The following is a 21,863-nucleotide window of genomic DNA, read 5'->3' as shown; positions in this document are numbered from 1 at the left end:
TTTACACAATTAGTTCTTTATTAAGAACATAAGTAAAAGGAGTGATTTTATGAACATCCTAATAACCGGAGGAGCAGGCTACATTGGCTCACACACTTGTATAGAATTATTAAGTTCAGGTCATCACATTATTGTAGTAGATGACTTAAGTAATTCAAATGAAATGTCTTTAGAACGAGTAAAGGAACTAACTGGCAGAGATTTTATTTTTGAAAAAATTGATATAGCAGACAAAAAAAAATTAGAAAAGATTTTTATGGAGCAGAGGATAGATGCAGTCATTCATTTCGCTGGACTTAAAGCTGTTGGAGAATCAGTGGCAGTTCCTTTGAGATATTATCATAATAATATTACTGGATCTTTAGTTCTTTTTAATCTGATGGAAAAGTATGGCGTGCGTAATTTGGTTTTCAGTTCATCAGCCACTGTTTATGGAGCTAATAATCAAATGCCACTGACAGAAGAAATGACACTAAGTGCAACGAATCCATATGGAAAAACAAAACTCTATATTGAAGAGATTTTAAGAGATTTATCTGCTGCAAATTCAAATTGGAGTATTGCATTACTGAGATATTTTAATCCTGTAGGGGCACACTCAAGCGGTTTAATTGGAGAGGATCCGAGTGGGATTCCCAATAACCTTATACCCTACGTGACTCAAGTTGCCATTGGGAAGAGGGAATATTTATCGGTATTTGGCAGTGATTACGAAACAAAGGACGGAACTGGAGTTAGAGATTACATACATGTAGTGGATCTTGCAAAAGGGCATTTAAAAGCATTGGAAGAGGTTACTCGTAGCAAAGGGATAGGAGCATATAATTTAGGTACAGGAAAAGGGTATAGCGTGCTGGATATCGTTCGTGTTTTTGAAAAAATAATTGGTCGAAAGATTCCTTATCAACTAGCTGAACGCAGGCCCGGAGACCTAGCTGTTAGTTACGCTGATTGTTCAAAGGCACAGATAAAATTAAATTGGGCTGCTAAAAAAGATTTGGAGGAGATGTGCAGAGACTCTTGGAATTGGCAGGTAAAAAATCCTGAAGGTTACATTAATCAAAAAGTCGGAATTAATTAGAAAAATTTAATGATATCCATATCAAAACTTATTGCAATGAGTACAAAAGTAATGTATCGTTCTTAATATAGAATGTTTAGTTCTTATAAAAGAATTAACCCTTGGAGTGAGACCATGAGCGCCATAGTTGGAATATTGAATTTAAACAATGAACCTGTTCGTTTTGAAGAAGCTAATGCTATGATGCGTGTACTAGAGAGGTTTCCATCAGATGATGTTAGATTATGGCATGCTGAACATGTTTTTCTCGGATGCCATGCTCAATGGATCACGCCAGAATCGGCACAAGAAGTTCTGCCATATTACGATTCAGCTTTTAACATGACCATTACAGCTGATGCAATTATCGATAACAGACTTGAATTATTGGAAATGCTGAATTTAGATCGATCTGCTCTCTGCAAGATTAGCGATAGTGAACTGATTCTTATGGCATATAAAAAATGGGGTGATGATACTCCAGGGAATTTGATTGGAGATTTCGCTTTTGCTATATGGGATCATAATAAAAATACATTATTCGCTGCTAGAGATTTTTCTGGTACTAGAACCTTATATTATTCTAAAAAGCAATTTAAATTTGTATTTAGCACAATTTTAGAACCGCTTTTTTCAATTCCTTATATTAACAAAGAAATTAACGAAGATTGGATAGCTGAATTTATTGCTATTCCATTTGCAGCGGATTCGGTTTCTTCTAGAGAGACTGTCTATAAAGATATTTTTCAGATTCCCCCTGCCCACTATTTAAAAATTAAAGATGGTCAATTGTCACTAGGCAGATACATTACATTTGATCATTCTAAAAAGCTTCATCTAAACTCAAACGGTGAATATATAGAAGCATTTAATGACGTTTTTAATAGAGCAGTTGAGGATAGGGTCAGAACTTTTAAAGGTATTGGATCTCATTTAAGCGGAGGATTGGATTCTGGATCTGTTGCTAGTTTTGCGGCAAAAACTTTAAAAGCGAATCAAAAAAGACTTCACACGTTTAGTTATGTGCCTGTTCCTGATTTCGTTGACTGGACACACAGATACAGAGTCGCCAATGAGAAACCGTATATCAAAGAAACTGTTAAATATATTGGCAACATTACAGATAACTACTATAGTTTCTCAGAAAAAAATCCATATTCGGTCATTGATGAACTTCTGGAAATTATGGAGCTGCCTTACAAATTTTTTGAAAACTCTTTCTGGCTTCAAGGAATTTACGAACAAGCTGCTAGTCATGGGATAGGTATTCTTTTAAATGGTCAAAGAGGAAACTGGACAATTTCATTTGGACCAGCATTAGACCATTATGCCAAGATGTTAAAACAAATGAAATTTAGCAGTTTAAACAAGGAAATTAATCAATACAGCAGGAATATTGGTGTCGATAAAAAAAGAATACTGAAATTACTCAGAAATAAAGTTTTTCCAATACCTAATATGAACAATAAAAACAATCATGATCATTTTCCAGTATGGATTAACAATGATTTTGCAAATCAAACCAAGGTGTTCGAGAAATTAATTGATTATAAAATTGACATTCATGGACAACGGAAAGAAGATGCCTTTCAAATAAAGATTAATCACTTCAATCAATTACATACTTGGGCTATAAATGGGACTATTGGAACAAAGTTATCATTAAAATATTCATTGTGGGAAAGGGACCCTACCAATGACAAGCGAGTAGTTGATTTTTGTTTAGCTGTTCCAGACGATCTATTTGTAAAAAACGGACTAGATCGTGCACTGATAAGAAATGCTACGAGAGGATTGTTACCTGATACCGTTAGACTGAATCAAAGATCAAGGGGTGTTCAGGGAGCGGATGGAGTCCACAGAATGACAGGAGTTTGGAAAGAATTCTTGGAAGATTTAAACTACGCTTTAATTGACCCAAGAATAGATTATTTTGTTGACAAAAAATTGTTGGTTAACTGCTTTTCAAAAATCAAGAATATTTCGCCACATTTAGTTTTTAACTATGAGTTTAGAATATTGATGCGTTTTTTAATACTTTACAAATTTTTAATTAAAATTGAAAGGGGGTGAAAATATGAAAACTTGGCAAACACCACAGTTAGAAGTGTTGGAAGTAAGTATGACTATGGCTGGACCTGGAATCAAATCTCCAGATGCAGTTCAAGATGATGTAGATGAAACGGTTCATTATAGCTAATTATACCAATTTCAAGAAAATATCCTTACACAATTTTGTGTAAGGATACATTCTTGTAATATTTTCGAAACTATTTTTTCTTTTGGGAGCGGGTCTTTTGATAACGATAAAGAAAAAGAATGTGAAGATGTACAGAGCATTCGGTTTAAACTTAACATCAGACATAGACCTTTTGGAGTTACTGGAAGTTAAAGGAATAGAGAGTAATACTGATTTAAAGATAATAAAAAAAAACGTTAAAGACTATCCTGAGCAATTAATTAACAACAAAAATTCCTTTTTTATTAATGAAAATTTTATATGTTTTCAAATTAAATCCGTTGGAATTTTCATGGTAGAGAAAGGCTGCCAAATAAGTTTTTGGCCATTGGAAGAAGCGGATGAAGATCTTATAAGACTTTATCTACTTGGGTCATGTATGGGAGCTATTTTACTGCAAAGAAAGATATTGCCTTTACACGGAAGTGCAGTTGAAGTAAATGGGAAGGCCTACGCAATAGTTGGAGATTCCGGTGCCGGAAAATCCACTTTAGCTTCAGCGCTCATGAAAATGGGGTGTAAGCTCATAACTGACGATGTGATTCCTGTAACCCTTAATAGTGACAATATCCCTATTGTGACTCCAGCATATCCTCATCAAAAGCTTTGGCTAGAAAGCCTTAATGCATTCGGGATGAACTCTGCTAACTATAAAAGTATTTTTAATAGAGAAACAAAATATTCTATTCCGGTTAATAATCAATTTGTTCACAACCCATTGCCGCTCTCAGGTGTTATTGAATTAAACAAATATGATGGCTCAGAAGTTATCTTAAAGCCATTAAACAAGTTGAGTTGCTTGCAAACATTATACAATCATACATATAGAAATTTTTATATTTCTCAGATGGGTTTGACTGAATGGCATTTTAAGACAACAGCAGCACTTGCAGAAAAAATTAATATTTTCCAGCTTAATAGGCCAGCAGACCTTTTCACTGCTAACGATCTGGCGAGAAAAATAGTAGAAGTTTCACTAAAGGGGGAAACCATCAATGGCTAATTCTTCATTATCTACGACTAATTTTACAATATGCCAAGTTGAAGGAAATATTGTTAGTAATATGAATGGCGAAACAGTAATGCTAAGCATCCAGAATGGTAAGTACTACAATTTCGGAGAAACGGGTGGTGCTATTTGGGATTTGCTTAAAAAGCCGATATCTTTTTCTGCTTTAATTGAAGCTTTAATTTTACAATATCAAGTTGACAGAGAAGAATGTGAAAAACAGGTTCTTTCATTTCTTGATTCTTTGAAAAAAGAGAATTTAATTATAGTTAATTTTTATTAAGAAAGGGATAAACAAAGTTGAAGAAGTTCTTGCTGTTCCATTCATTGAATTTCCAGACAAAATCTCTGTTATTGGAATCGGTATTTTATTTAGGTGTCGGACGCGTTATGAAATTTATTCCTTTTTCAAAGATTGCTCCGAAATTAGGGGAGCAAATGGATGAAACAAGTTATGATTGTAATGATTTTCATAAAAAAACCTTAACCAATGTGTCTCAGGCAATTCAAATAATGAGCAAATACACATTCTGGGAGAGTCAATGTCTTGTTAAAGCTATTGCTGCAATGAAGATGCTTGAAAAGAGGAAGATTGATTGTACATTGTATCTAGGGACTGCTAGAAGTGAATCTGGAAACCTTTCTGCTCATGCTTGGTTAAGAAGCGGACCTTATATTGTCACAGGTTCAGAAGGAATGGAGAAATTCACGATTGTTGCAAAATTCGCGAAAAGAAATGGGGGGATTGGATGATGAATCTAGACTTATCCAAGTTACCTAGAGAATTGAAAATCATCCTTGAACTCTTAAAGAATCAGAGTCCTGAACTCTTAAAAGAGAAAAGCAAGAATTTGTTTCATAAAATTGATTGGCAAAACTTTGTACAACTCTGTATTCATCATCGTGTCTATCCATTAATTTATCCGCGTTTAAAATTGATTCCTGTTGACATTGTACCAGAACATATTATTTGCTATTTGGAAGACAAATTTAAGTTCAATACGTTTAAAATGCTTTTTTTATGTACTGAAATGGAACAAATAAGCAGAAAGCTTTTGAGCGAAAAAATACGTGTTCTTTTTCTAAAAGGTCCTGCCCTTGCTCATGAATTGTACGGAGACATTTCATTACGTACTAGTAGTGATCTTGATTTTATTGTTCCTTTTGAAGAACTTAATAAAACCGAAGCTTTACTAGAGAGTATGGGATATAAGAAAAACGAATACATAAAGACCATTCTCGGTGATTGGAAATGGAGACATCACCACTTCACCTATTTTCATCCCGAGAAAAAAATAAAAGCAGAGGTTCATTGGCGCTTAAATCCTGCACCTGGATTTGAGCCTGGTTTTGAACAACTTTGGACCCAAAAAAAGAGAAGTCAGTTAGCTGCTTCTCCAATTTATCTTTTAGGAAAAGAACACTTATTTTTATTCCTTGTTTCACATGGAGCAAGACATGGCTGGTCCAGACTCAGATGGCTTGCAGATATCCAGCAATTGATTGGGAGCGGCCTGGATTGGAGTAAAATATATGAAAGTCTAAAGAACTATCATATGCAAAGTGAAGGAGTCCAAGCCATTACTTTAGCTGCTGAATTACTTAGCACAAAAATTCCACCTTATTTGAACAAGATAAGTAATAGAGAAAAATCCGTTAAAACCGCTCAGTCAGCCATATTTTACTTGGAAAACAGAGTGAATCTGCATACAGATCCTGTCCCGGACTACGTAAGCAAATATCATGCAAAATACATTTTTGCAATGATGTCAAATACTCAAAAATTAAACTATATCATAAGTTTCTTATTTCCTTTTCCAGAAGATGCAGAGACGTTGCCGCTGCCGTTACGATATCACTCATTATATTTTATTTTACACCCTTTTTTGTGGGCTTGGAGGAAAACATTAAAAGAGACAAGGTATCTTAGGGGGCAAAAATCTTGAATCTTATTATGTATTTCTTGAAGCAAATATACGGTTTTGCTGGGAAGCGACTATATATAAATTTATTGGCCACCGTATTTATTAGTTTAATGGACGGTATAGGTATACTCTTGCTGATTCCAATGCTAAGTTTTACTGGTCTCTTTGAAATTCAGCTCGGGGATACTCCTTTTAACTGGTTCCTTTCATATTTTCATTCTATGCCGAAAAGTTTAGGGTTGCCAATTGTTCTAGTCCTTTTTGTAACAATTTCAGTATTGCAAAACTTTTTGCAGCGAAAAATAACAATTGAGAATATTACGATCCAGCAAGGTTTTTTTCGACAATTAAGAGTGGACACTTATAAATCCTTACTAAATGCCAACTGGAATTTCTTCATTAAAAATCGCAAATCTGATTTGATAAATATTTTGACCACGGAAATAGCCCGTTCAAGTGCAGGTACACACTCCTTACTGCAATTTCTCGCATCTCTTTTTTTTACATTAATACAAATAGGACTTGCTCTACTTCTTTCTCCAATTATCACTGTATTCCTATTGATTTGCGGTGCAGTTATTGTCTTTTTGAATAGAAAATTTTTAAAGTCTTCATTAGCTTTGGGGAAGAGAAATTACACTTTGGGTAAAGAATATTTAGCTGGTATTACTGATCAGATAAATGGAATAAAAGATATAAAGAGTAATACACTCGAAAGGTCGAAATTGAATTGGTTTAATTCAATAACCCTTGGAATGAAAAAAGAACAAATCGAATATTCAACAATAAGAGCAACTTCTCAGTTATATTATAAGACTGCCTCTTCAGTATTAATTGCCCTTTTTATTTTTATTGCGGTTAATCTTTTTCACGCACAGACAGGACAATTAATGCTTATTATTGTTATTTTTTCAAGGTTGTGGCCAAGAGTTGCTGGAATTCAAAGTTCTCTGGAGCAAATTGCTACAATGCTTCCATCCTTTCAGGCTGTAAAAAACCTACAGTTAGAATGTCGAGAGTGCATAGAGCATCAATCCTTCAGTGGAAAACTAAAATCCTCTCTTGAGTATAAATCCGATATCGAGTTTAGAGGAGTTTCTTTTAGATACTCTCAAAATACTGATAGATACGCTTTGAAAAATATAAATATTGTTATTCCTATAAACAAAATGACAGCAATTGTTGGCAAGTCGGGAGCTGGTAAAAGCACATTGATTGACATTCTTATGGGCTTAAATATTCCTGAAAGCGGTCAAGTATTAATAGATAAAATGCCATTAAATAGTGAAAATTTACAGTCTCTTCGTCAATCTGTGAGTTATGTGCCTCAGGAACCGTTCTTATTTAATGGGACGATTAGAGAAAATTTAAAAATGGTGGCAGAACATGCCACTGATGAAGAAATGTGGAGTGCTCTAGAATTTTCTTCAGCAGCTGACTTCGTTAAAAAAATTCCAAACGGTTTAGATGCAATACTAGGAGATAGAGGAGTGAGACTTTCAGGGGGCGAAAGACAAAGAGTTGTTTTAGCAAGAGCTATTTTACGAAAGCCTGCTATTTTAGTACTAGATGAAGCTACAAGTGCTCTAGATACAGAAAATGAATCTAGAATACAGGAAGCAATAGAGAGATTAAAAGGTAGTATGACAATTGTAGTGATAGCACACAGACTCTCAACCATTAAAAACGCAGACCAAGTTGTAGTATTAGATAACGGGAACATCATCCAGAAAGGTGAATTTGGACATTTAGAGAAGGACAAGAAGAATTTGTTCGGAAAACTACTGAATTATCAAAGAGACGCAAGTGTCTAATGAAAAAGGAAAGCCTCTTATTGAAAAGAAGCTTTCCTTTTTTTAATATGAAAATGCTGATCTCTCCCAAACCAAACAAAATCCACCCAATCCAAATATACCTTCAAACTCCTGTAGTTACGATCCCTGATTTTTTTATATTCCCACCATTTACCGTAATTGTTATTTACCGCATAGGCATGAGTCAATGAACATTTGTCAAATAGTTGTTTGGTTATGTTTAATGTTCTTTGTACTCTTTTCAAAGTTCCATCTTTTTTAGCCTGACTGTAGAGATCTGCTACGTTTAGTTGATTTTCTAAGAACTCTGTCACTTGCAGAATATCAAGGAAGTGTCTTAACGAGTCAAGGTTGTGGCGCCAGGCGTGCAGGACCATTAGGTAAAATGTATGCTGATGGGAGAGATGCTTAATGTACCGATTTGGAGAAATTGGTATGGATGACTCCCAAAAGGTATTTATGTCGAAACTGGATGTGTTTTCTTTTAAAATGTCCCAATGGATTTCCACTTGCAGCGGGATTTCGGAGCCAGGTAGATGTTTTATGTAGCTGCAATGGAAATGATTTTTAGGTCCATCCGATTCAAGTGTGAATCCGGACAATTTCAGAATATTGTCAATTTTTTTTAGATCTTTTTTTCGGATCAGCAAGTCGATATCAGATGTTGATCTCGCAGCCAAATGGCCAAAGTATGTTTCTGAAAAGTAGACACCTTTTAATGGAATTGTTTCGATTTGCTGATCTTCAAAGCGGCACAGAACTTTTTCCATTTGACTTTTTAGAAAAAGGTTTTGAATAAATGCTGTTTCACTCCCTTTTTTCAAAAAATGCACGAAAAAAGCGGGTGTGTCATCTAAGCATGCCTTCTTGTTTAACAGTGCATAGATTTGCGGCTCGATTGAAAAATGCTGAATATCATCCTTAAGCTTATGGTAGTCAAAGTCGTTCTGTCTCAATGAAGAGTGGTTATATATGGACTCTATAAATGGAATAATCATGTGAATTTCATCCTTATGAAAAAATTTGCCTAGCGAGCGGATAATCTTCCACTGCATTCTGAGTACCCAGTAGTCGTTTATACATCCCAGGTTTGGATGATAATTCTTGATGTGTTCCGCTCTGCACAATTTTGCCTTGATCCATTACAACGATTAAATCTGCATGCTGGATAGTTGAAAGGCGATGGGCGATGATAAGAGTTGTTTTGTTTGGCATGGCCAGTAGTGCTTGCTTTATATATTCCTCACTCTCAGTGTCCAAGGCTGAGGTAGCTTCATCAAGAAGCAGGATAGGTGCATTTTTTAATATGGCTCTTGCAATAGACAGCCTCTGTTTTTGGCCCCCGGATAAGCGAACTCCTCTTTCCCCGACTTCCGTTTCATATTGATCTGGCAGTGTCATGATAAATTCGTGTATATTGGCAGTATTTGCTGCTTCGATCATTTCTTGCTCTGTTATTCCACTTCTAGCAAGAAGGAGATTGTCTCTTATAGTGCCCGAAAAGAGAAAGGTTTCCTGAGCGACAAAAGAAAATGCCCGTCTAATCTCAGATTTATTCAGTTTGCAGAAGGGTATATGATCCAGCAAAATATCTCCAGCAAGTGGCTCGTAAAACCCTTGTATGAGTTGAAAGAGGGTTGTTTTTCCCGCTCCGCTTGGCCCGACTATTGCAACTGTTTTTCCCGCTGGGATGTTTAGTGAGAAGTCTTGAATAACTTCCTCTCTTTCATATGCAAAACAAATATCTTTAAGCATGATATCTCCACTAAATCGTGATTGCTTCAAGACAGCATCATGGCTTTTATGCGGCTCACTTAAAACGGCAGATAGTCTTTCTACAGCTGTTGCAGAGCTTTGAAAATTTCCCCATGTTCCTGCCAGACCTGTCAGAGGGGAAATTAAGTGCTGCATAAGAGTGACGAATGTCAGCAGCGAACCAACTGTCATCATAGATTGAGAGACGAAATACGCTCCAAGACATAGGCCAGTTACATAGGTAATAGAAGTAATAGCCTCTCCTCCTATATAAAACGAGCCCCGTAATTTTGCATTTTTCATCTCCAGCTGATAAAGAGCACGATTAGATTGCTGCTGCTTGTGAGCCATTTTTTTCTCGAGAAGAAAAGAACGGATAACTGGCATTCCTTGAAAAATATCGTGCAGGGAGCTGTTGATGCTGCTTATTTGATAAAACATTGTTCTGCTGTTGTTTCTAAGCAAAATCCCAAAAAATCCTCCAACGAAAATGGCTGCAGGTATGACGGCAAATCCAATTAAAGACATTTGCCAGTTAATTTGAAACATATAAACAGTTACAGCAATAAAAGTTAAGGGCAGCTGAAGGAGGTAAAGCAAGTTGCTTCCAATGACTCCTTCTGTGCTTTGAATGTCGTTTGTAAAATGTGTCATCAGGTCCCCAGTACGCAGGCTGTTCATTTTTGAAGGGGACATATGGAGAATATGAGTAAGGACTTTGTCCTTTAATTCTAATTTTATAACATTGATGGTCTTGCTTTCTAAAATCGTGTAATGATAAGAAAGAGTCAAACTCGCAGTTAATAATCCAATTCCTGCAGGAACAAGCCATTTAAATACATCCATCCTGTTTTGAACAGCCGCGTCCGTCATTGTACCGAAAAACCAGGCAAAGCCAAGCGTTAAAAAAATTTGTAATATCGTTATTGTAAAGAGTGCGAAATAAGAGGCTTTGTACTTTATAAGATACGGGCCCAAAAGAGCAAACGTTCGTTTGATGTCTTCAATTAAGAACATTTTTTTAAAAGTTATAAGCCTGCTAAACATACGAGTCATCTCCAAGCTTTCTCCTCAGTAAAAACCGAAAAAGCCTTGCAGTTAAATGTGTTGATGAAACGGCAAAGCCATAGGATTTCGGAAAGAATCGATCCATTTGGACAACCATCTTTTTCTTCTTAATGGAGATCAATTTTCCGATGATTTGTCCTTTTTGTACGGGCGAATCCATGCATTCGTTTGTGTCGCCCTTAAAAAAATAGTGCTCCTCTTTTTTCTTATAGTAGCGATGAGCAACTAACCTTCCTTCAGCTGTGTGAAAAAGCAGGATTTCTCCTTTACTGACGGTTTCAAATACACCAAATCTGCATACATCTCCTCTCAGGATAAAAGGATACATACTGAATCCTTCAGAGGGAAGCTCGATCCATCCTTGATTTTCAATGGTCCTTTTTAATAAGATTATCGTAGCTTCATTGACTTGCATGTTCTATCAGTCCGCATGAAGTTAATTCATCAAGAAATAGTTGAATATCTGTTTTTGTGTAGTGTGCAGAAAATGGTCTAATGGATTTTAATAGAGCACCAGCTGAAGTCTTTTCCTTTAAGAGCGACCAGCAGAGTCCCCCGCTTTCGTTCAGTTTAGTAACGGTAAAGTTTTCTGTATGTAAAATAATCCATTCCCCATCCACTTCAACTGTTTCACAGTCAGGCGCCTGCTTATACATTTTCGTCATAAAATCATCTCCCAGAATTGGTTATTTTTTTGAAAATAGAGGTTGAAAATCTCAGTATTTTCAACAAGGTTCTTTAAATTAGTAAGGATTCTTTTTGTTTCTGATTTATCGCTTGGCCAGTAGAAGACTTTATCGAAAAGTGCCATCATTGCAGCTGATTTTGAAATCTGATTCCGCTCAATAACTAGAGACTGATGAAGCAGGTTAATGCTTTTTAATTCAGCAAATGGAACTAGTGCAGAGCCATGCAGCTCGCTTCTGAATGGAGAATCAAAAGCTGTTACTTGAGCGGCATCAATCTTCAGAACAGTTGCTTCATCCGAAAAGAGAGGACGCGGATGGGAAAGCATGGCAGCCGTAGATTTTCCGGCGCCGGAATGTCCCGTGAAAATGTGAGCGTGATTTTTTTCCAAAACACAGGAAGAGTGGAGAAGTATACCCCAGTTTTTATGAACGATATATGAACTGTATAAGTTCATAAGTGCATGCTTTAATGCAAGTTCATCGTAAACTGAAATTTCCGCATAGGAGTAGGAGGGGTCTGCAGTAATTTTGTAATCTGCCCGTTTAAAAACAATTTGTTTCTCATTTTTCATGACTTTCACGTCATAATTGAGAAATGGTCTTCCGTATCCTTTGCAGATAACCACATTTATATCAGCTGACTTTCCATCTGCGCATGTTTTAAATTGTTTTTGAAAAAATGCAGTCAATGAACGATCATTAAATTGAAATGAAAAGATGTGTTCCCCAATAACTTTATTTAAATGGACCATTATGATTCTCCTTAGGGAAAAAGGTCAAACAGGTTGACCTTCTCCATAAACTCAATTAATTTCCTTTGCCTTTTCCCTTTCCGCCGCCATTATCGTGACGTGGACCGGTGTAAGGGGGATTTGGATAATTAACTCCGCCATTTCCCTTGCCAGGATGATCTAAGTTCCCATGACCCTTATTCCAGCTTTGTGCCGTTTCAAACACGATTGGCTGATGACTTACTACCATTGGACGATTAGATGTGCTCATAATTCATACCTTCTCCCGATATTTTCTTTATAAAGAACAAAAGAGGTAAGTAATCTCAGCAAAGACTGCTTCATCCAGCATTTAGTTCTTTATAACTATCATTATAGTTCTTTTTAACGTACAAATAAAGTCCTATTAAAGATTTTAATTGATAAAAAAATTCGATAAAATGATAGAATCTGTTAAGAGTTTGACCATTTAATCGAACATCTGCTACATTAGATCATATAATCGAATCTTTGGAGGCATGTTCCTTGAATCGTTACCCGTGCTCTGTGTTTATCATGGATATTAGAAATTCTTCTTTGGAAGGCAAAGGAAAAGAACTATCTGCCTATTTGAATAAAATCACTTCCTGGCTGACGGAGTGGACTGGTAATCAGGCAATTATAAAGCATCGCAGGGGGGATGAGGTGATTTTTATATCGGAGGGCTATGCTTCGGCGTACGCGGCTGCACATTTTCTTAGTGTCTGCTGGACGAAGGCGGAGCACCCGCCGTATTTTGGTCTTTCGTTTGGCGAGGTTGACAGCAGGGCTGCGGATCTTAATGTAGAAACGTGGATACATCCGCTGATGAAGCAGGCCAGAGAGGCGAATGATGAACTGAAACGTGAAGGTGCAGGAAAAGCCCAGTTTGCGTTCCGCTTACGTGATGATCTGTATGAAACACAGCTGCTCTTAAATTCTCTTCTGGAAGTCAGGCATACGCTCGTTAAGGACCAGACGGACCTGCAGAAGAAAGTGTATACTCTAGTGGAAATTTACCGTCAGCAGCGGAAGGCTGCTTCGATGCTGAGCAAGTCGCCATCGACAATTTCGAGCCATTTTAAAAAGGGAAAAGGGGAGGAGCTGGTGATGATTTTCAAAAATGTCACGGCTGTTCTTGATTCTATCGAACATAAGGCATTTGATGATTCGTCAACTGACAAGCTGATAACGTCAATTCGCTCAAGCTTGCAGAGTTCGTCATCCGATTGGTTTTCGAAAAGGGAGGGGGATGAAAGCGTATGATTGTACTCAGTCTTATTCTTGCCCATTTAACGGCTGATTTTCTGCTGCAGACTGATGCGATGGTCAGGGAAAAAAGGAAGTATTTAAGGAAGCATTTGCTGCACCATACGTTACTTCTCCTGCCTGTTTTGCTATGTTTCTGGCTAACCGAATTCGAGATGGCAAATCCGGTGAAGAATGTTGTTCTGCCATTGGTTTTTATTATCGCTACTCATGGTGTCATAGATTTTCTTAAGCTGAAACTGCTGGACGGGACGACTGACAAGCAAAATATGAAAAATCTTTTCTATTTTCTTGGTGATCAGTTTTTGCATCTTGCCATGATTGTGTTAGGATGTTCGTTCTTTTTAAATGTATCCTTCAGCGCAATTGCCGAAAAAGGAATTACGCTGATAACGGAGAAATCTTCACTGAGTGTACCGAACGCCCTTTTATTTATTGCCATTATCCTAATTGTTACTACCAGTGTAAGCGGTCATGTCATCCGGATGGTGCTCGGGACGCTGCCTGCTCAGCTCTTGTCGTTTGAAGGGCGCTACGCATTTAAGAACGAGAGAAAAGAAGATAAGATGAATGCAGCAGGCGGATTGACGGAGGAGTATACGTATTTCACATTCAATAAACATGATTTGTCCAGAGGAAAGCTGATCGGGTATATTGAAAGGCTGCTTGTGCTGATTTTGACGTTTTACAGTGCATATCCGGCCATTGGTTTCATTGTGACGGCAAAATCAATTGCCCGTTTTAAGCAGATGGATGACCGGAACTGGGCGGAGTATTTCCTGCTTGGGACTTTGACTTCGATGTTTGTTGGCATAGCTTTGGGGCTGCTTTTGAGGGAAGTGCTGCTTTAAAAAGAGGGAGGAAAAGGATGAAACAGATTATTGCGATGGGCGGCGGGGGTTTTTCAATGGAACCTGATAATTTGTTATTGGATCACTATATTCTGAATCAATCACTGAAACCGAATCCGAGAATATGTTTCGTTTCTACAGCAAGCGGAGATCAGGATGGGTATATTCAACGGTTTTATCATACTTTTCATTCAATGGCCTGTAAACCCGATCATCTTGCATTATTTGATCCGCACTTTAAGGATCTTGAAGATTTCGTCATGTCCCAGGATATCTTCTACGTGGGCGGAGGAAGTACCCGGAATATGCTTGTTTTATGGAAAGAATGGGGACTCGATCTTCTATTTAAAAGAGCATATGAAAACGGCACAGTCCTTGCAGGGCTAAGTGCTGGAGCAAATTGCTGGTTTGAAGAGGTTTTGACTGATCCTTTAAATGCTCCGCTGTACAAAATAAATGGACTGGGATTTATTCAGGGAAGTATTTGTCCTCATTATGATGGCGAGGAAAAGAGAAGACCCTCATTTCATGATCTCGTGGGCTCTGGCAGCATGATGCCAGGATTCGGCATGGAAGATGGGGCAGCCGTGCATTTTAAAGACGGACAAGTTTTTAAATGCATCAGTTCCAGGCCCAATGCGAAGGTCTATTCTGTATTTGAAAACACAGGCAGAATCCATGAGGAACCTCTGCAAATGATGTACCTGGGAGGACTGTCATGAGGATTATTAAGTTTTAGCAGGAAATAAATGCATCTTTTTTACTGATTTGCTCAAACTAACCAAAAAGAGCAAGGGCAGGGTCGTTAAATGGAGAAAAAGATGCTGAAAGGCCTTTTTGGTTTGTGTGTGGTATTATTTCCTTTTGCGATGAAACGATCAGCTTTAAAAGAAGTGCTGATTATCTTTCTCGGAAAAGGCGTCATCTCGACACTGATGGATGTGTTTTATGTCAGGACAAAGCGGATTGCTTATCCTGTCCGGCCATTACCGCATATTTATAAAACCAATATTTTATATGATTTTCTCTTTTTCCCGCTGTTGAGTGTTTTTTGGATCAGACAGTGCTATAAAGACAGACTGCCGATGGTTCTGCTGAAAAGTCTTACCTGGAGTGTGCCAATGTCCATAGGGCAGTGGTATTTGGAAAGGACGACGAACCTGTTTCACTGGAAAAAGTGGACGATTTTTCATACGTTCGGCTGTGTGACGTTTACACTGCTTGCAATTCGAGGACTGATTGAACTTGTAAAACAAGCGGAACATAAAGCTCCAGATGAAGAAATGGGATCCTAAGCGGATGCCATTTTTTTTATGATCACCAGCTGAAATTCTTCAAATTAGTTACCGGCCTTTTTTTTCACGCAGTGATATAAAAGTGAAATTCGTATTAACCTAATCATTTCATCTTATGATAGAATGTAAATTGTATAGTATAGAAGAAATATTCCAAACTTTAGACCTGTATATTCATCAGCCTAAAGAAAGGAAAAATAGATACGATTTTCTTGCATGATCAGGGGTGCTTTTACACATGACAGCTACAGATGAATTAATCCGGTTTCTAGATGAAAACATCTCCACTTTTATCTCTGCATGGCGGCAGAAAATTACCATATCAGATGATGATTTGCATCAGGAAGAAGTTGAAAAAAACGGGATGAGAATGTACGACCTTGTGAAAAAGACCATTGTTCAGCCGCTGAGTTCGGATGAAATTGATGTTCTTGCCAGCAAGGTCGCACTTGAAAGAGTGGAAGCTAATGTTAATATCGGCGATTTTATCAACAATGTTAACCTTGGCCGCCGCGAGGTTATCCGTTACATTGTGAGTTCCGGCATCTCAAGGGAAGAACTTCAGCCTTTTATTGAAGAAATCAACATACTTTTTGATCAGTTTTCGTATTTTGCCGTAAAGAAGTACACTGAGGTAAAAGAAGAAATTCTTCAGGAGAAGATCTCATTTATCGATCAGAGCCATAAAGAGCGCCTGACGATTCTCGGGCAGATGTCTTCTAGCTTTGTTCATGAGTTCCGTAATCCGCTGACGGCTGTAAAAGGGTTTATTAAACTCATGCAAAGCGATCATCCGAATCTGAAATACCTTGACATCATCAGCCATGAAGTTGACCAGCTTAACTTCCGCGTGTCGCAGTTTCTGCATGCTTCCAAAAAAGAGACGATTGAAAGCAAGCGCGAATATTTAAAGCTTGGAGAATTGCTTGATGAAGTTCTCGCCTTTATGTACCCCAGTCTGCTGGACGGAAGCGTCAAAGTGCAGGAGGGTCCTAAAAAAAATTCATCCGTTTATGCAAGCAGAGATGAACTGAGACAGGTGTTTTTAAATCTGATGCTCAATTCAATTGACGCTCTTCAGAAGATGAACGTCAACAGAACGATAACCATTGATTTTAAAGAAGACAGCAGCAGGGCATACGTACATATTTCAAATAACGGACCGATGATTCCCCAAAAACAGATTGAAACGATTTTTGAGCCTTTTTTTACAACAAAAGAATTGGGCACAGGCATTGGCCTGTATATTTGCAGAAAAATCATCGAAAGCCACGGCGGCAGCATTTCGTGTCAGTCTGATGAAATGACGACAACTTTTACGATTGCTCTCCCTATAAGTGCTTCTTAAAAGGCCTGAATCTCTTCAGGCTTATTTTAGGTTTGTGACGAGCTTTGAAGTAATGACCGCCATAAACAGGGTGCTTACGATAAACCCCATCAGCATTTCTGAAGCTGCCGCAGCATTTGAGATTACCCCTATAGAGGTAATGTCCCCAAAACCAGTGGTTGTAAAGGTCGTTATGCTGTAATATAAAAAGTCGTTCCCCGATAATTGTTCACCTGAAAATTTAAAGGCTTTATCACCATAAAATCCATAAATTTGAAAATAAAGGTTAGCATATCCTGTAATGATGAGCATCAGAAGAAGACCTGAACCAATAAAAATGCTCTGCAGCCTTTCTTCTGTTTTTGGTACAGCCACGATAAATTCAAACAGGAAATAATAACAGACAGCAAGGACAGCTGTAATGAGAGTGATCATGATTATACTGGAAGCAGTGATTTCAAACATGGACTCAATAACCAGAAGGCTGATCATCAGGACGTTAAGGATCATATAAAGAAAGAGCTTTTTTTTAGTAAAATCATATTTCGAAAACATGAAATCCCTCTATTTTCCGTCATTTTCATTATTTTCCCCTCCGCATTGTCATCTGATGCAGTCAGTTTGTCAGGACATTCTTCTTGTAAGTTCTTCTCTCATGCTTAATAATATTTATATCTTTGTTTTTGACATCACTTAGGAAAAGGAGATGAACTCCATGCAGCTTAGAGTTTCTGCCGTTCAATATGATTTGCGCACCATTCACTCTTTCAAAGAATTTGCAGATCAGGTTGAGCACTATATTAAAACCGCAGAGGAATTTGGAACGGATTTTGTTCTTTTTCCCGAATTTTTCACTACTCAGCTAATGTCTATCGGGAATGCTGAGGGACAGGCACTGTCAATTGATGAACTTCCTGATTATACAGAGCAGTATCTGGAGCTTTTTAAAGGTCTCGCAGCAAATACAGGCATGCACATCATCGGCGGGACACATGTAATTAAAAAAGAAGGGCGTCTTTATAATGTTGCTCATCTGTTTTATCCGGACGGACGGGTGGCAGAGCAGGCAAAGCTCCACATCACTCCGACAGAAGTCCATGAATGGGATATGACGCCGGGTGATGAGCTCCGGGTGTTTGAAACGGACAAAGGGACCATTGCCATGCTGACTTGTTATGACATTGAGTTTCCTGAAATCGTGCGGATCGCAAAAGCAAAGGGTGCTGATGTGATTTTCTGCCCTTCATGTACAGACGACCGCCACGGATTTCACCGCGTCCGCTACACAAGCCATGCCCGCGCGATTGAAAACCAGGTGTATGTTGTGACGACTGGGACTGTCGGTTCACTGCCGACTGTCGATTTCATGAGAGGGAATTTTGGTCAGGCTGCCATCATTACACCGAATGATGTTCCGTTTCCTCCAAAGGGGCTTGCTGCAGAAGGCGAAATTAATCAGCCGATGATCGTAACCGCTGACCTTGATTTAGAACTTCTTTACAAAGTGCGTGCAAGCGGATCGGTTACAACGTGGCGCGACCGCCGCACCGATTTATATCCCGATTGGGAAGCAAAGCAGGGGGACCGTACGCTGCTGTAAGGAGGAGAATCCTTGTACAGAAAAGAATTTTTTGTTTTCGAAGACAGTGTTCCTGTTAAAGCAGTCGTAAGAAACTATGAGAAAAATGACTTTGATTCACTGATTCAGGTTCAAAAGGAAAGTTTTCCGCCGCCGTTTCCTCCTGATCTATGGTGGAAAAAGGAACAGCTTGAGCAGCATGTGCATTTATTTCCGGAGGGCGCTCTCTGTATAGAAGCAAATGGCGAAATCGCAGGATCAATGACAGCTCTGCGCGTTCATTTTGATCCTGAAAAGCCCCATCATACGTGGGAAGACATAACAGACAGCGGCTATATCACCCGCAGTCACAAGCGGGACGGAGATACGCTCTATGTTGTTGATATCAGCGTCAGGCCAAAGTACAGAAAGCTGGGCCTTGGGAAATGGCTTATGTTTTCCATGTATGAAACGGTTGTGAAGCTTAATCTGAAGCGGCTGGTCGGCGGAGGGAGAATGCCGGGTTACAGACAGCACTCAGATCATCTCACTCCGGATGAGTATGTAAAAGAAGTAGTGAAAGGAAACCTGAAAGACCCCGTCCTGACGTTTCTGCTTCGATGCGGAAGAACTCCGCTGTCTGTCATCCCGGACTATCTTGAAGATGATGAATCATGCAACTTTGCCGCCCTGATGGAATGGAAAAATCCATTCACCGGAGCTGTTTAAAATCCCAGATTCACGCCTGGGATTTTTTCATTCAACCAATCAGGTATTATAATGTTCTGACTATGAGCAATCCGGTTTACAAATGATTGAAGACGCGTTATGGTAATAGCACATGTTATTCCGACTAAATTTATATGAAAAGGAGTTTTAAATATGGCTGAAACAGCATTTCATTCACCTTCACGGGCTAAAACAACCGTTGTATCCGAAATGAAGCCTGTTCAAAAACCGCTTGTTGCCGCAGGATTGCTTGCAGCGGTTCTGCTATTTGCAGCCATTTTACTGGCAGCAGGAGGCACACAGAGCGTTTTATATATAATCGGATTGCTTCTTGGTGCCACTTTGCTTCATGCACGATTCGGCTTTACTTCTGCATTCAGACGACTCGTGTCTGTAGGAAATGTTCAGGGGCTTCAGGCTCATATGCTGATGCTCGCCATTGCATCCGTCTTATTTGCCATCATATTAAGCACAGGTTTCAGTTTCACAGGAACAGCTCCTGCAGGATACGTATCTCCTGTGGGAGTAAGCGTCATTGTAGGCGCATTTATGTTCGGCATCGGCATGCAGCTGGGCAACGGCTGCGCTTCAGGAACGCTTTATTCAGTGGGCGGCGGATCATCATCCATGATCCTGACACTTGTATCCTTTATTGCGGGATCTGTCATTGGAGCCTACCATTTTACTTTCTGGATGGAAGATATGCCAGCCCTTCCGCCGGTCTCTCTAGCAACATCCACGGGTCTCGGCTATGGCGGTGCACTTATCGTCCAGCTCGCATTATTTGCTCTTATTTACTGGATCACCATACAGATAGCCAAAAAGAAAAATCCGCCTATGATGAAACAGCTTCCGACTGTAAAGGGATGGAAAAAGATTCTCCGCGGATCATGGCCTCTATTTGCAGCAGCGATCATTCTCGCGCTTTTGAATGCATTGACGCTGTCTATCAGGGGAAACCCTTGGGGCATCACGTCAGCTTTTGCCCTTTGGGGAGGAAAAGCATTGATGACAGCAGGAATTGACGTGTCATCATGGGGTTATTTCACCGGTGCAAACGGAGCGGCATTAACAAAAACCGTTCTTGCGGATTCAACAAGTGTCATGAATTTCGGCATCATCCTTGGCGCATTCATATCTGCTGCCGCGCAAGGATCGTTTAAGCCGGGAAAAATTAAACCCGGTGTAGCCGGTGCATCGATTATCGGCGGCCTGCTTATGGGCTATGGCGCCCGTCTTGCTTTCGGATGCAATATCGGTGCCTATTTTGGAGGCATTGCTTCATTCAGTCTTCATGGCTGGGTGTGGATGGTCATGGCTATGCTTGGAACATTCCTCGCCTTATTTATCAGGCCGATTTTCGGACTGAAAAACCCTAAACCAACAGATTCTATTTGCTGAGAACTCTCATTTCTGAGAGTTCTTTTTTAGTTCAATCGATCGAATATGGTTTGCCTGAAGTCTTTTTCATTTACGAAACCGCTTTCTTCCATTACGATACTAAAGAAGACGACAAAGGAGGAAATACATATGACATATCTTGCTAATTCCGATCGCTATGAATCGATGACGTATAACCGCTGCGGGAATTCCGGGTTGATGCTGCCTGCAATCTCGCTTGGGCTTTGGCATAATTTCGGCGGGGTTGACTCTTTTGAAAATGGGCGTGCCATGCTGCGACGAGCTTTTGACCTCGGGATTACTCATTTTGACCTTGCCAATAATTACGGGCCGCCGCCTGGTTCTGCAGAAGAAATGTTCGGACAGCTTCTTAAAACGGACTTCGCGCCATACAGAGATGAGCTGGTTATTTCATCTAAGGCCGGGTACCGGATGTGGGACGGGCCTTACGGGGAATGGGGCTCAAAGAAATACTTGATTTCAAGTCTTGATCAAAGCTTAAAAAGAATGGGACTGGATTACGTAGATATTTTTTATTCTCACCGGCCGGATCCTCATACGCCGCTGGAAGAAACAATGGGAGCACTCGATCAGATTGTCCGTCAGGGAAAAGCCCTGTACGTGGGAATATCAAGTTATTCTGCAGAGCAGACAGAAGAAGCGGTGAAAATCCTGAACCGTCTCGGAACGCCGCTATTGATTCACCAGCCAAGCTATTCCATGCTGAACCGCTGGATTGAAGACGGATTGCAGGATGTGCTGCAGGAAAATAAGGTAGGTTCGATTGCATTTTGTCCGCTTGAGCAAGGCATCCTCACAAATAAATACGTCGGAGGCGTTCCTCAGGAATCACGCGCGGCAAAAGCAACAGGAGCTCTTTCGCAAGAGCGCGTAACGGAAGAGCTTGTCGGAAAAATTAAAAAGCTGCACAAACTGGCTGAAAACCGCGGACAGAATCTTGCGCAAATGGCACTGGCATGGGTCCTGCGGGAAGGACGTGTAACCTCAGCTTTGATTGGCGCAAGCAAAGTCAGCCAGATTGAAGAAAATGTAGCGGCTTTGAATCATCTTGAATTTACTAAAGACGAGCTCTCACAGATTGAAAGCATTTTGTCAGAATAGTAT

24 protein-coding genes are annotated in these 21,863 nt (G+C 39.2%); 17 read left to right on the top strand and 7 right to left on the bottom strand.

The annotated features are described in order from the left end of the window. Nucleotides 1-49: 49 nt before the first annotated feature. From galE to JOJ89_RS10625, 8 genes are all read left to right on the top strand, one after another. On the top strand, nucleotides 50-1,081 hold the full coding sequence (gene galE / locus JOJ89_RS10660; protein ID WP_203287268.1) for a UDP-glucose 4-epimerase GalE: 1,032 nt from the start codon (nucleotides 50-52) through the stop codon (nucleotides 1,079-1,081). Nucleotides 1,082-1,195: 114 nt separating this feature from the next. Continuing rightward, a complete protein-coding gene (locus JOJ89_RS10655) occupies nucleotides 1,196-3,133 on the top strand; it encodes an asparagine synthase-related protein (protein WP_203287265.1) in 1,938 nt (645 codons plus the stop codon). A 4-nt stretch (nucleotides 3,134-3,137) separates the two neighbouring features. Further along, nucleotides 3,138-3,260 (top strand): paeninodin family lasso peptide, encoded by a 123-nt coding sequence (locus JOJ89_RS10650; protein ID WP_203287263.1) that lies wholly within the window; start codon nucleotides 3,138-3,140, stop codon nucleotides 3,258-3,260. A gap of 97 nt (nucleotides 3,261-3,357) precedes the next feature. Next, entirely contained in the window at nucleotides 3,358-4,302 is a 945-nt protein-coding gene (locus JOJ89_RS10645; protein WP_242524590.1) for an HPr kinase/phosphorylase, read from the top strand. Beyond that, a complete protein-coding gene (locus JOJ89_RS10640; RefSeq protein WP_203287262.1) occupies nucleotides 4,295-4,591 on the top strand; it encodes a lasso peptide biosynthesis PqqD family chaperone in 297 nt (98 codons plus the stop codon). Before JOJ89_RS10645 ends, JOJ89_RS10640 begins: the two co-directional genes overlap by 8 nt. 17 nt (nucleotides 4,592-4,608) lie before the next feature. Then, nucleotides 4,609-5,061, top strand: a complete 453-nt coding sequence (locus JOJ89_RS10635) for a lasso peptide biosynthesis B2 protein (protein ID WP_203287260.1) — start codon at nucleotides 4,609-4,611, stop codon at nucleotides 5,059-5,061. After that, complete coding sequence (locus tag JOJ89_RS10630) at nucleotides 5,058-6,254, top strand: nucleotidyltransferase domain-containing protein (protein WP_481825255.1); 1,197 nt, start codon at nucleotides 5,058-5,060, stop codon at nucleotides 6,252-6,254. The genes JOJ89_RS10635 and JOJ89_RS10630 overlap by 4 nt, the downstream gene beginning before the upstream one ends. Next, on the top strand, nucleotides 6,251-8,047 hold the full coding sequence (locus tag JOJ89_RS10625) for an ABC transporter ATP-binding protein (RefSeq protein WP_203287258.1): 1,797 nt from the start codon (nucleotides 6,251-6,253) through the stop codon (nucleotides 8,045-8,047). Before JOJ89_RS10630 ends, JOJ89_RS10625 begins: the two co-directional genes overlap by 4 nt. A gap of 17 nt (nucleotides 8,048-8,064) precedes the next feature. Here the strand turns inward: JOJ89_RS10625 and JOJ89_RS10620 are convergent, their stop codons facing one another. From JOJ89_RS10620 to JOJ89_RS10595, 6 genes are read right to left on the bottom strand one after another with little or no spacing between them, the layout of a single operon-like run. Continuing rightward, nucleotides 8,065-9,045: a nucleotidyltransferase family protein gene (locus JOJ89_RS10620; protein ID WP_203287256.1), complete on the bottom strand. Its 981-nt coding sequence runs from the start codon at nucleotides 9,043-9,045 to the stop codon at nucleotides 8,065-8,067. Nucleotides 9,046-9,058: 13 nt separating this feature from the next. Beyond that, entirely contained in the window at nucleotides 9,059-10,858 is a 1,800-nt protein-coding gene (locus JOJ89_RS10615) for an ABC transporter ATP-binding protein (protein ID WP_203287253.1), read from the bottom strand. Beyond that, on the bottom strand, nucleotides 10,842-11,285 hold the full coding sequence (locus JOJ89_RS10610; RefSeq protein ID WP_203287251.1) for a S24/S26 family peptidase: 444 nt from the start codon (nucleotides 11,283-11,285) through the stop codon (nucleotides 10,842-10,844). The genes JOJ89_RS10615 and JOJ89_RS10610 overlap by 17 nt, the downstream gene beginning before the upstream one ends. Beyond that, the gene (locus tag JOJ89_RS10605; RefSeq protein ID WP_203287249.1) at nucleotides 11,272-11,535 is read right to left on the bottom strand and encodes a PqqD family protein; all 264 of its coding nucleotides are present in this window, start codon (nucleotides 11,533-11,535) and stop codon (nucleotides 11,272-11,274) included. Before JOJ89_RS10605 ends, JOJ89_RS10610 begins: the two co-directional genes overlap by 14 nt. Next, nucleotides 11,532-12,311 carry a hypothetical protein gene (locus JOJ89_RS10600; protein WP_203287247.1) on the bottom strand — a complete coding sequence of 260 codons (780 nt, stop codon included), beginning with the start codon at nucleotides 12,309-12,311 and terminating at the stop codon, nucleotides 11,532-11,534. The genes JOJ89_RS10605 and JOJ89_RS10600 overlap by 4 nt, the downstream gene beginning before the upstream one ends. Nucleotides 12,312-12,366: 55 nt before the next feature. Beyond that, nucleotides 12,367-12,561 (bottom strand): hypothetical protein, encoded by a 195-nt coding sequence (locus JOJ89_RS10595; protein WP_029565752.1) that lies wholly within the window; start codon nucleotides 12,559-12,561, stop codon nucleotides 12,367-12,369. A 413-nt stretch (nucleotides 12,562-12,974) separates the two neighbouring features. On the opposite strand from JOJ89_RS10595, the gene JOJ89_RS10590 reads away from it, so the two are divergent. The 5 genes from JOJ89_RS10590 to JOJ89_RS10570 all read left to right on the top strand — a co-directional run bounded on the left by JOJ89_RS10590 (nucleotide 12,975) and on the right by JOJ89_RS10570 (nucleotide 17,071). Further along, entirely contained in the window at nucleotides 12,975-13,574 is a 600-nt protein-coding gene (locus tag JOJ89_RS10590; RefSeq protein WP_203287245.1) for a hypothetical protein, read from the top strand. Further along, on the top strand, nucleotides 13,571-14,428 hold the full coding sequence (locus JOJ89_RS10585) for a DUF3307 domain-containing protein (protein ID WP_029565750.1): 858 nt from the start codon (nucleotides 13,571-13,573) through the stop codon (nucleotides 14,426-14,428). The genes JOJ89_RS10590 and JOJ89_RS10585 overlap by 4 nt, the downstream gene beginning before the upstream one ends. 17 nt (nucleotides 14,429-14,445) lie before the next feature. Continuing rightward, on the top strand, nucleotides 14,446-15,150 hold the full coding sequence (locus tag JOJ89_RS10580) for a Type 1 glutamine amidotransferase-like domain-containing protein (protein ID WP_203287243.1): 705 nt from the start codon (nucleotides 14,446-14,448) through the stop codon (nucleotides 15,148-15,150). Between the two features lie 87 nt (nucleotides 15,151-15,237). Beyond that, nucleotides 15,238-15,723: a CBO0543 family protein gene (locus JOJ89_RS10575; RefSeq protein WP_029280930.1), complete on the top strand. Its 486-nt coding sequence runs from the start codon at nucleotides 15,238-15,240 to the stop codon at nucleotides 15,721-15,723. A gap of 238 nt (nucleotides 15,724-15,961) precedes the next feature. Then, nucleotides 15,962-17,071, top strand: a complete 1,110-nt coding sequence (locus JOJ89_RS10570) for a sensor histidine kinase (protein WP_203287242.1) — start codon at nucleotides 15,962-15,964, stop codon at nucleotides 17,069-17,071. Between the two features lie 21 nt (nucleotides 17,072-17,092). Here the strand turns inward: JOJ89_RS10570 and JOJ89_RS10565 are convergent, their stop codons facing one another. Beyond that, nucleotides 17,093-17,605 (bottom strand): ion channel, encoded by a 513-nt coding sequence (locus tag JOJ89_RS10565; protein ID WP_051827124.1) that lies wholly within the window; start codon nucleotides 17,603-17,605, stop codon nucleotides 17,093-17,095. 160 nt (nucleotides 17,606-17,765) lie between these two features. On the opposite strand from JOJ89_RS10565, the gene JOJ89_RS10560 reads away from it, so the two are divergent. From JOJ89_RS10560 to mgrA, 4 genes are all read left to right on the top strand, one after another. Then, a complete protein-coding gene (locus tag JOJ89_RS10560) occupies nucleotides 17,766-18,650 on the top strand; it encodes a carbon-nitrogen hydrolase family protein (RefSeq protein ID WP_029565749.1) in 885 nt (294 codons plus the stop codon). Nucleotides 18,651-18,662: 12 nt separating this feature from the next. Further along, entirely contained in the window at nucleotides 18,663-19,337 is a 675-nt protein-coding gene (locus JOJ89_RS10555) for a GNAT family N-acetyltransferase (protein ID WP_203287240.1), read from the top strand. A 153-nt stretch (nucleotides 19,338-19,490) separates the two neighbouring features. Beyond that, complete coding sequence (locus JOJ89_RS10550) at nucleotides 19,491-20,738, top strand: YeeE/YedE family protein (protein WP_203287238.1); 1,248 nt, start codon at nucleotides 19,491-19,493, stop codon at nucleotides 20,736-20,738. Nucleotides 20,739-20,867: 129 nt separating this feature from the next. After that, nucleotides 20,868-21,860, top strand: a complete 993-nt coding sequence (gene mgrA / locus JOJ89_RS10545; protein ID WP_203287236.1) for an L-glyceraldehyde 3-phosphate reductase — start codon at nucleotides 20,868-20,870, stop codon at nucleotides 21,858-21,860. The last annotated feature ends 3 nt before the right edge of the window (nucleotides 21,861-21,863 follow it).

This window comes from Metabacillus sp. cB07 (genome assembly GCF_016839225.1).
Classification (GTDB): domain Bacteria; phylum Bacillota; class Bacilli; order Bacillales; family Bacillaceae; genus Bacillus_P; species Bacillus_P indicus.
The sequence above is the reverse complement of the archived record's forward strand: the minus strand, read 5'-3'. Positions and strand labels throughout refer to the sequence as shown.

What these genes read in the sequence shown, in the direction of transcription:
- JOJ89_RS10650 (WP_203287263.1), top strand. Translation starts at nt 3,138, where the DNA reads ATGAAAACTTGGCAAACACCACAGTTAGAAGTGTTGGAAGTAAGTATG.
- JOJ89_RS10630 (WP_481825255.1), top strand. Translation starts at nt 5,058, where the DNA reads ATGATGAATCTAGACTTATCCAAGTTACCTAGAGAATTGAAAATCATC.
- JOJ89_RS10585 (WP_029565750.1), top strand. Translation starts at nt 13,571, where the DNA reads ATGATTGTACTCAGTCTTATTCTTGCCCATTTAACGGCTGATTTTCTG.
- galE (WP_203287268.1), top strand. Translation starts at nt 50, where the DNA reads ATGAACATCCTAATAACCGGAGGAGCAGGCTACATTGGCTCACACACT.
- JOJ89_RS10615 (WP_203287253.1), bottom strand. Translation starts at nt 10,858, where the DNA reads ATGACTCGTATGTTTAGCAGGCTTATAACTTTTAAAAAAATGTTCTTA.
- JOJ89_RS10610 (WP_203287251.1), bottom strand. Translation starts at nt 11,285, where the DNA reads ATGCAAGTCAATGAAGCTACGATAATCTTATTAAAAAGGACCATTGAA.
- JOJ89_RS10550 (WP_203287238.1), top strand. Translation starts at nt 19,491, where the DNA reads ATGGCTGAAACAGCATTTCATTCACCTTCACGGGCTAAAACAACCGTT.
- JOJ89_RS10560 (WP_029565749.1), top strand. Translation starts at nt 17,766, where the DNA reads ATGCAGCTTAGAGTTTCTGCCGTTCAATATGATTTGCGCACCATTCAC.
- JOJ89_RS10570 (WP_203287242.1), top strand. Translation starts at nt 15,962, where the DNA reads ATGACAGCTACAGATGAATTAATCCGGTTTCTAGATGAAAACATCTCC.
- JOJ89_RS10600 (WP_203287247.1), bottom strand. Translation starts at nt 12,311, where the DNA reads ATGGTCCATTTAAATAAAGTTATTGGGGAACACATCTTTTCATTTCAA.
- JOJ89_RS10575 (WP_029280930.1), top strand. Translation starts at nt 15,238, where the DNA reads ATGGAGAAAAAGATGCTGAAAGGCCTTTTTGGTTTGTGTGTGGTATTA.
- JOJ89_RS10640 (WP_203287262.1), top strand. Translation starts at nt 4,295, where the DNA reads ATGGCTAATTCTTCATTATCTACGACTAATTTTACAATATGCCAAGTT.
- JOJ89_RS10620 (WP_203287256.1), bottom strand. Translation starts at nt 9,045, where the DNA reads ATGATTATTCCATTTATAGAGTCCATATATAACCACTCTTCATTGAGA.
- JOJ89_RS10565 (WP_051827124.1), bottom strand. Translation starts at nt 17,605, where the DNA reads ATGTTTTCGAAATATGATTTTACTAAAAAAAAGCTCTTTCTTTATATG.
- mgrA (WP_203287236.1), top strand. Translation starts at nt 20,868, where the DNA reads ATGACATATCTTGCTAATTCCGATCGCTATGAATCGATGACGTATAAC.
- JOJ89_RS10580 (WP_203287243.1), top strand. Translation starts at nt 14,446, where the DNA reads ATGAAACAGATTATTGCGATGGGCGGCGGGGGTTTTTCAATGGAACCT.
- JOJ89_RS10655 (WP_203287265.1), top strand. Translation starts at nt 1,196, where the DNA reads ATGAGCGCCATAGTTGGAATATTGAATTTAAACAATGAACCTGTTCGT.
- JOJ89_RS10595 (WP_029565752.1), bottom strand. Translation starts at nt 12,561, where the DNA reads ATGAGCACATCTAATCGTCCAATGGTAGTAAGTCATCAGCCAATCGTG.
- JOJ89_RS10605 (WP_203287249.1), bottom strand. Translation starts at nt 11,535, where the DNA reads ATGACGAAAATGTATAAGCAGGCGCCTGACTGTGAAACAGTTGAAGTG.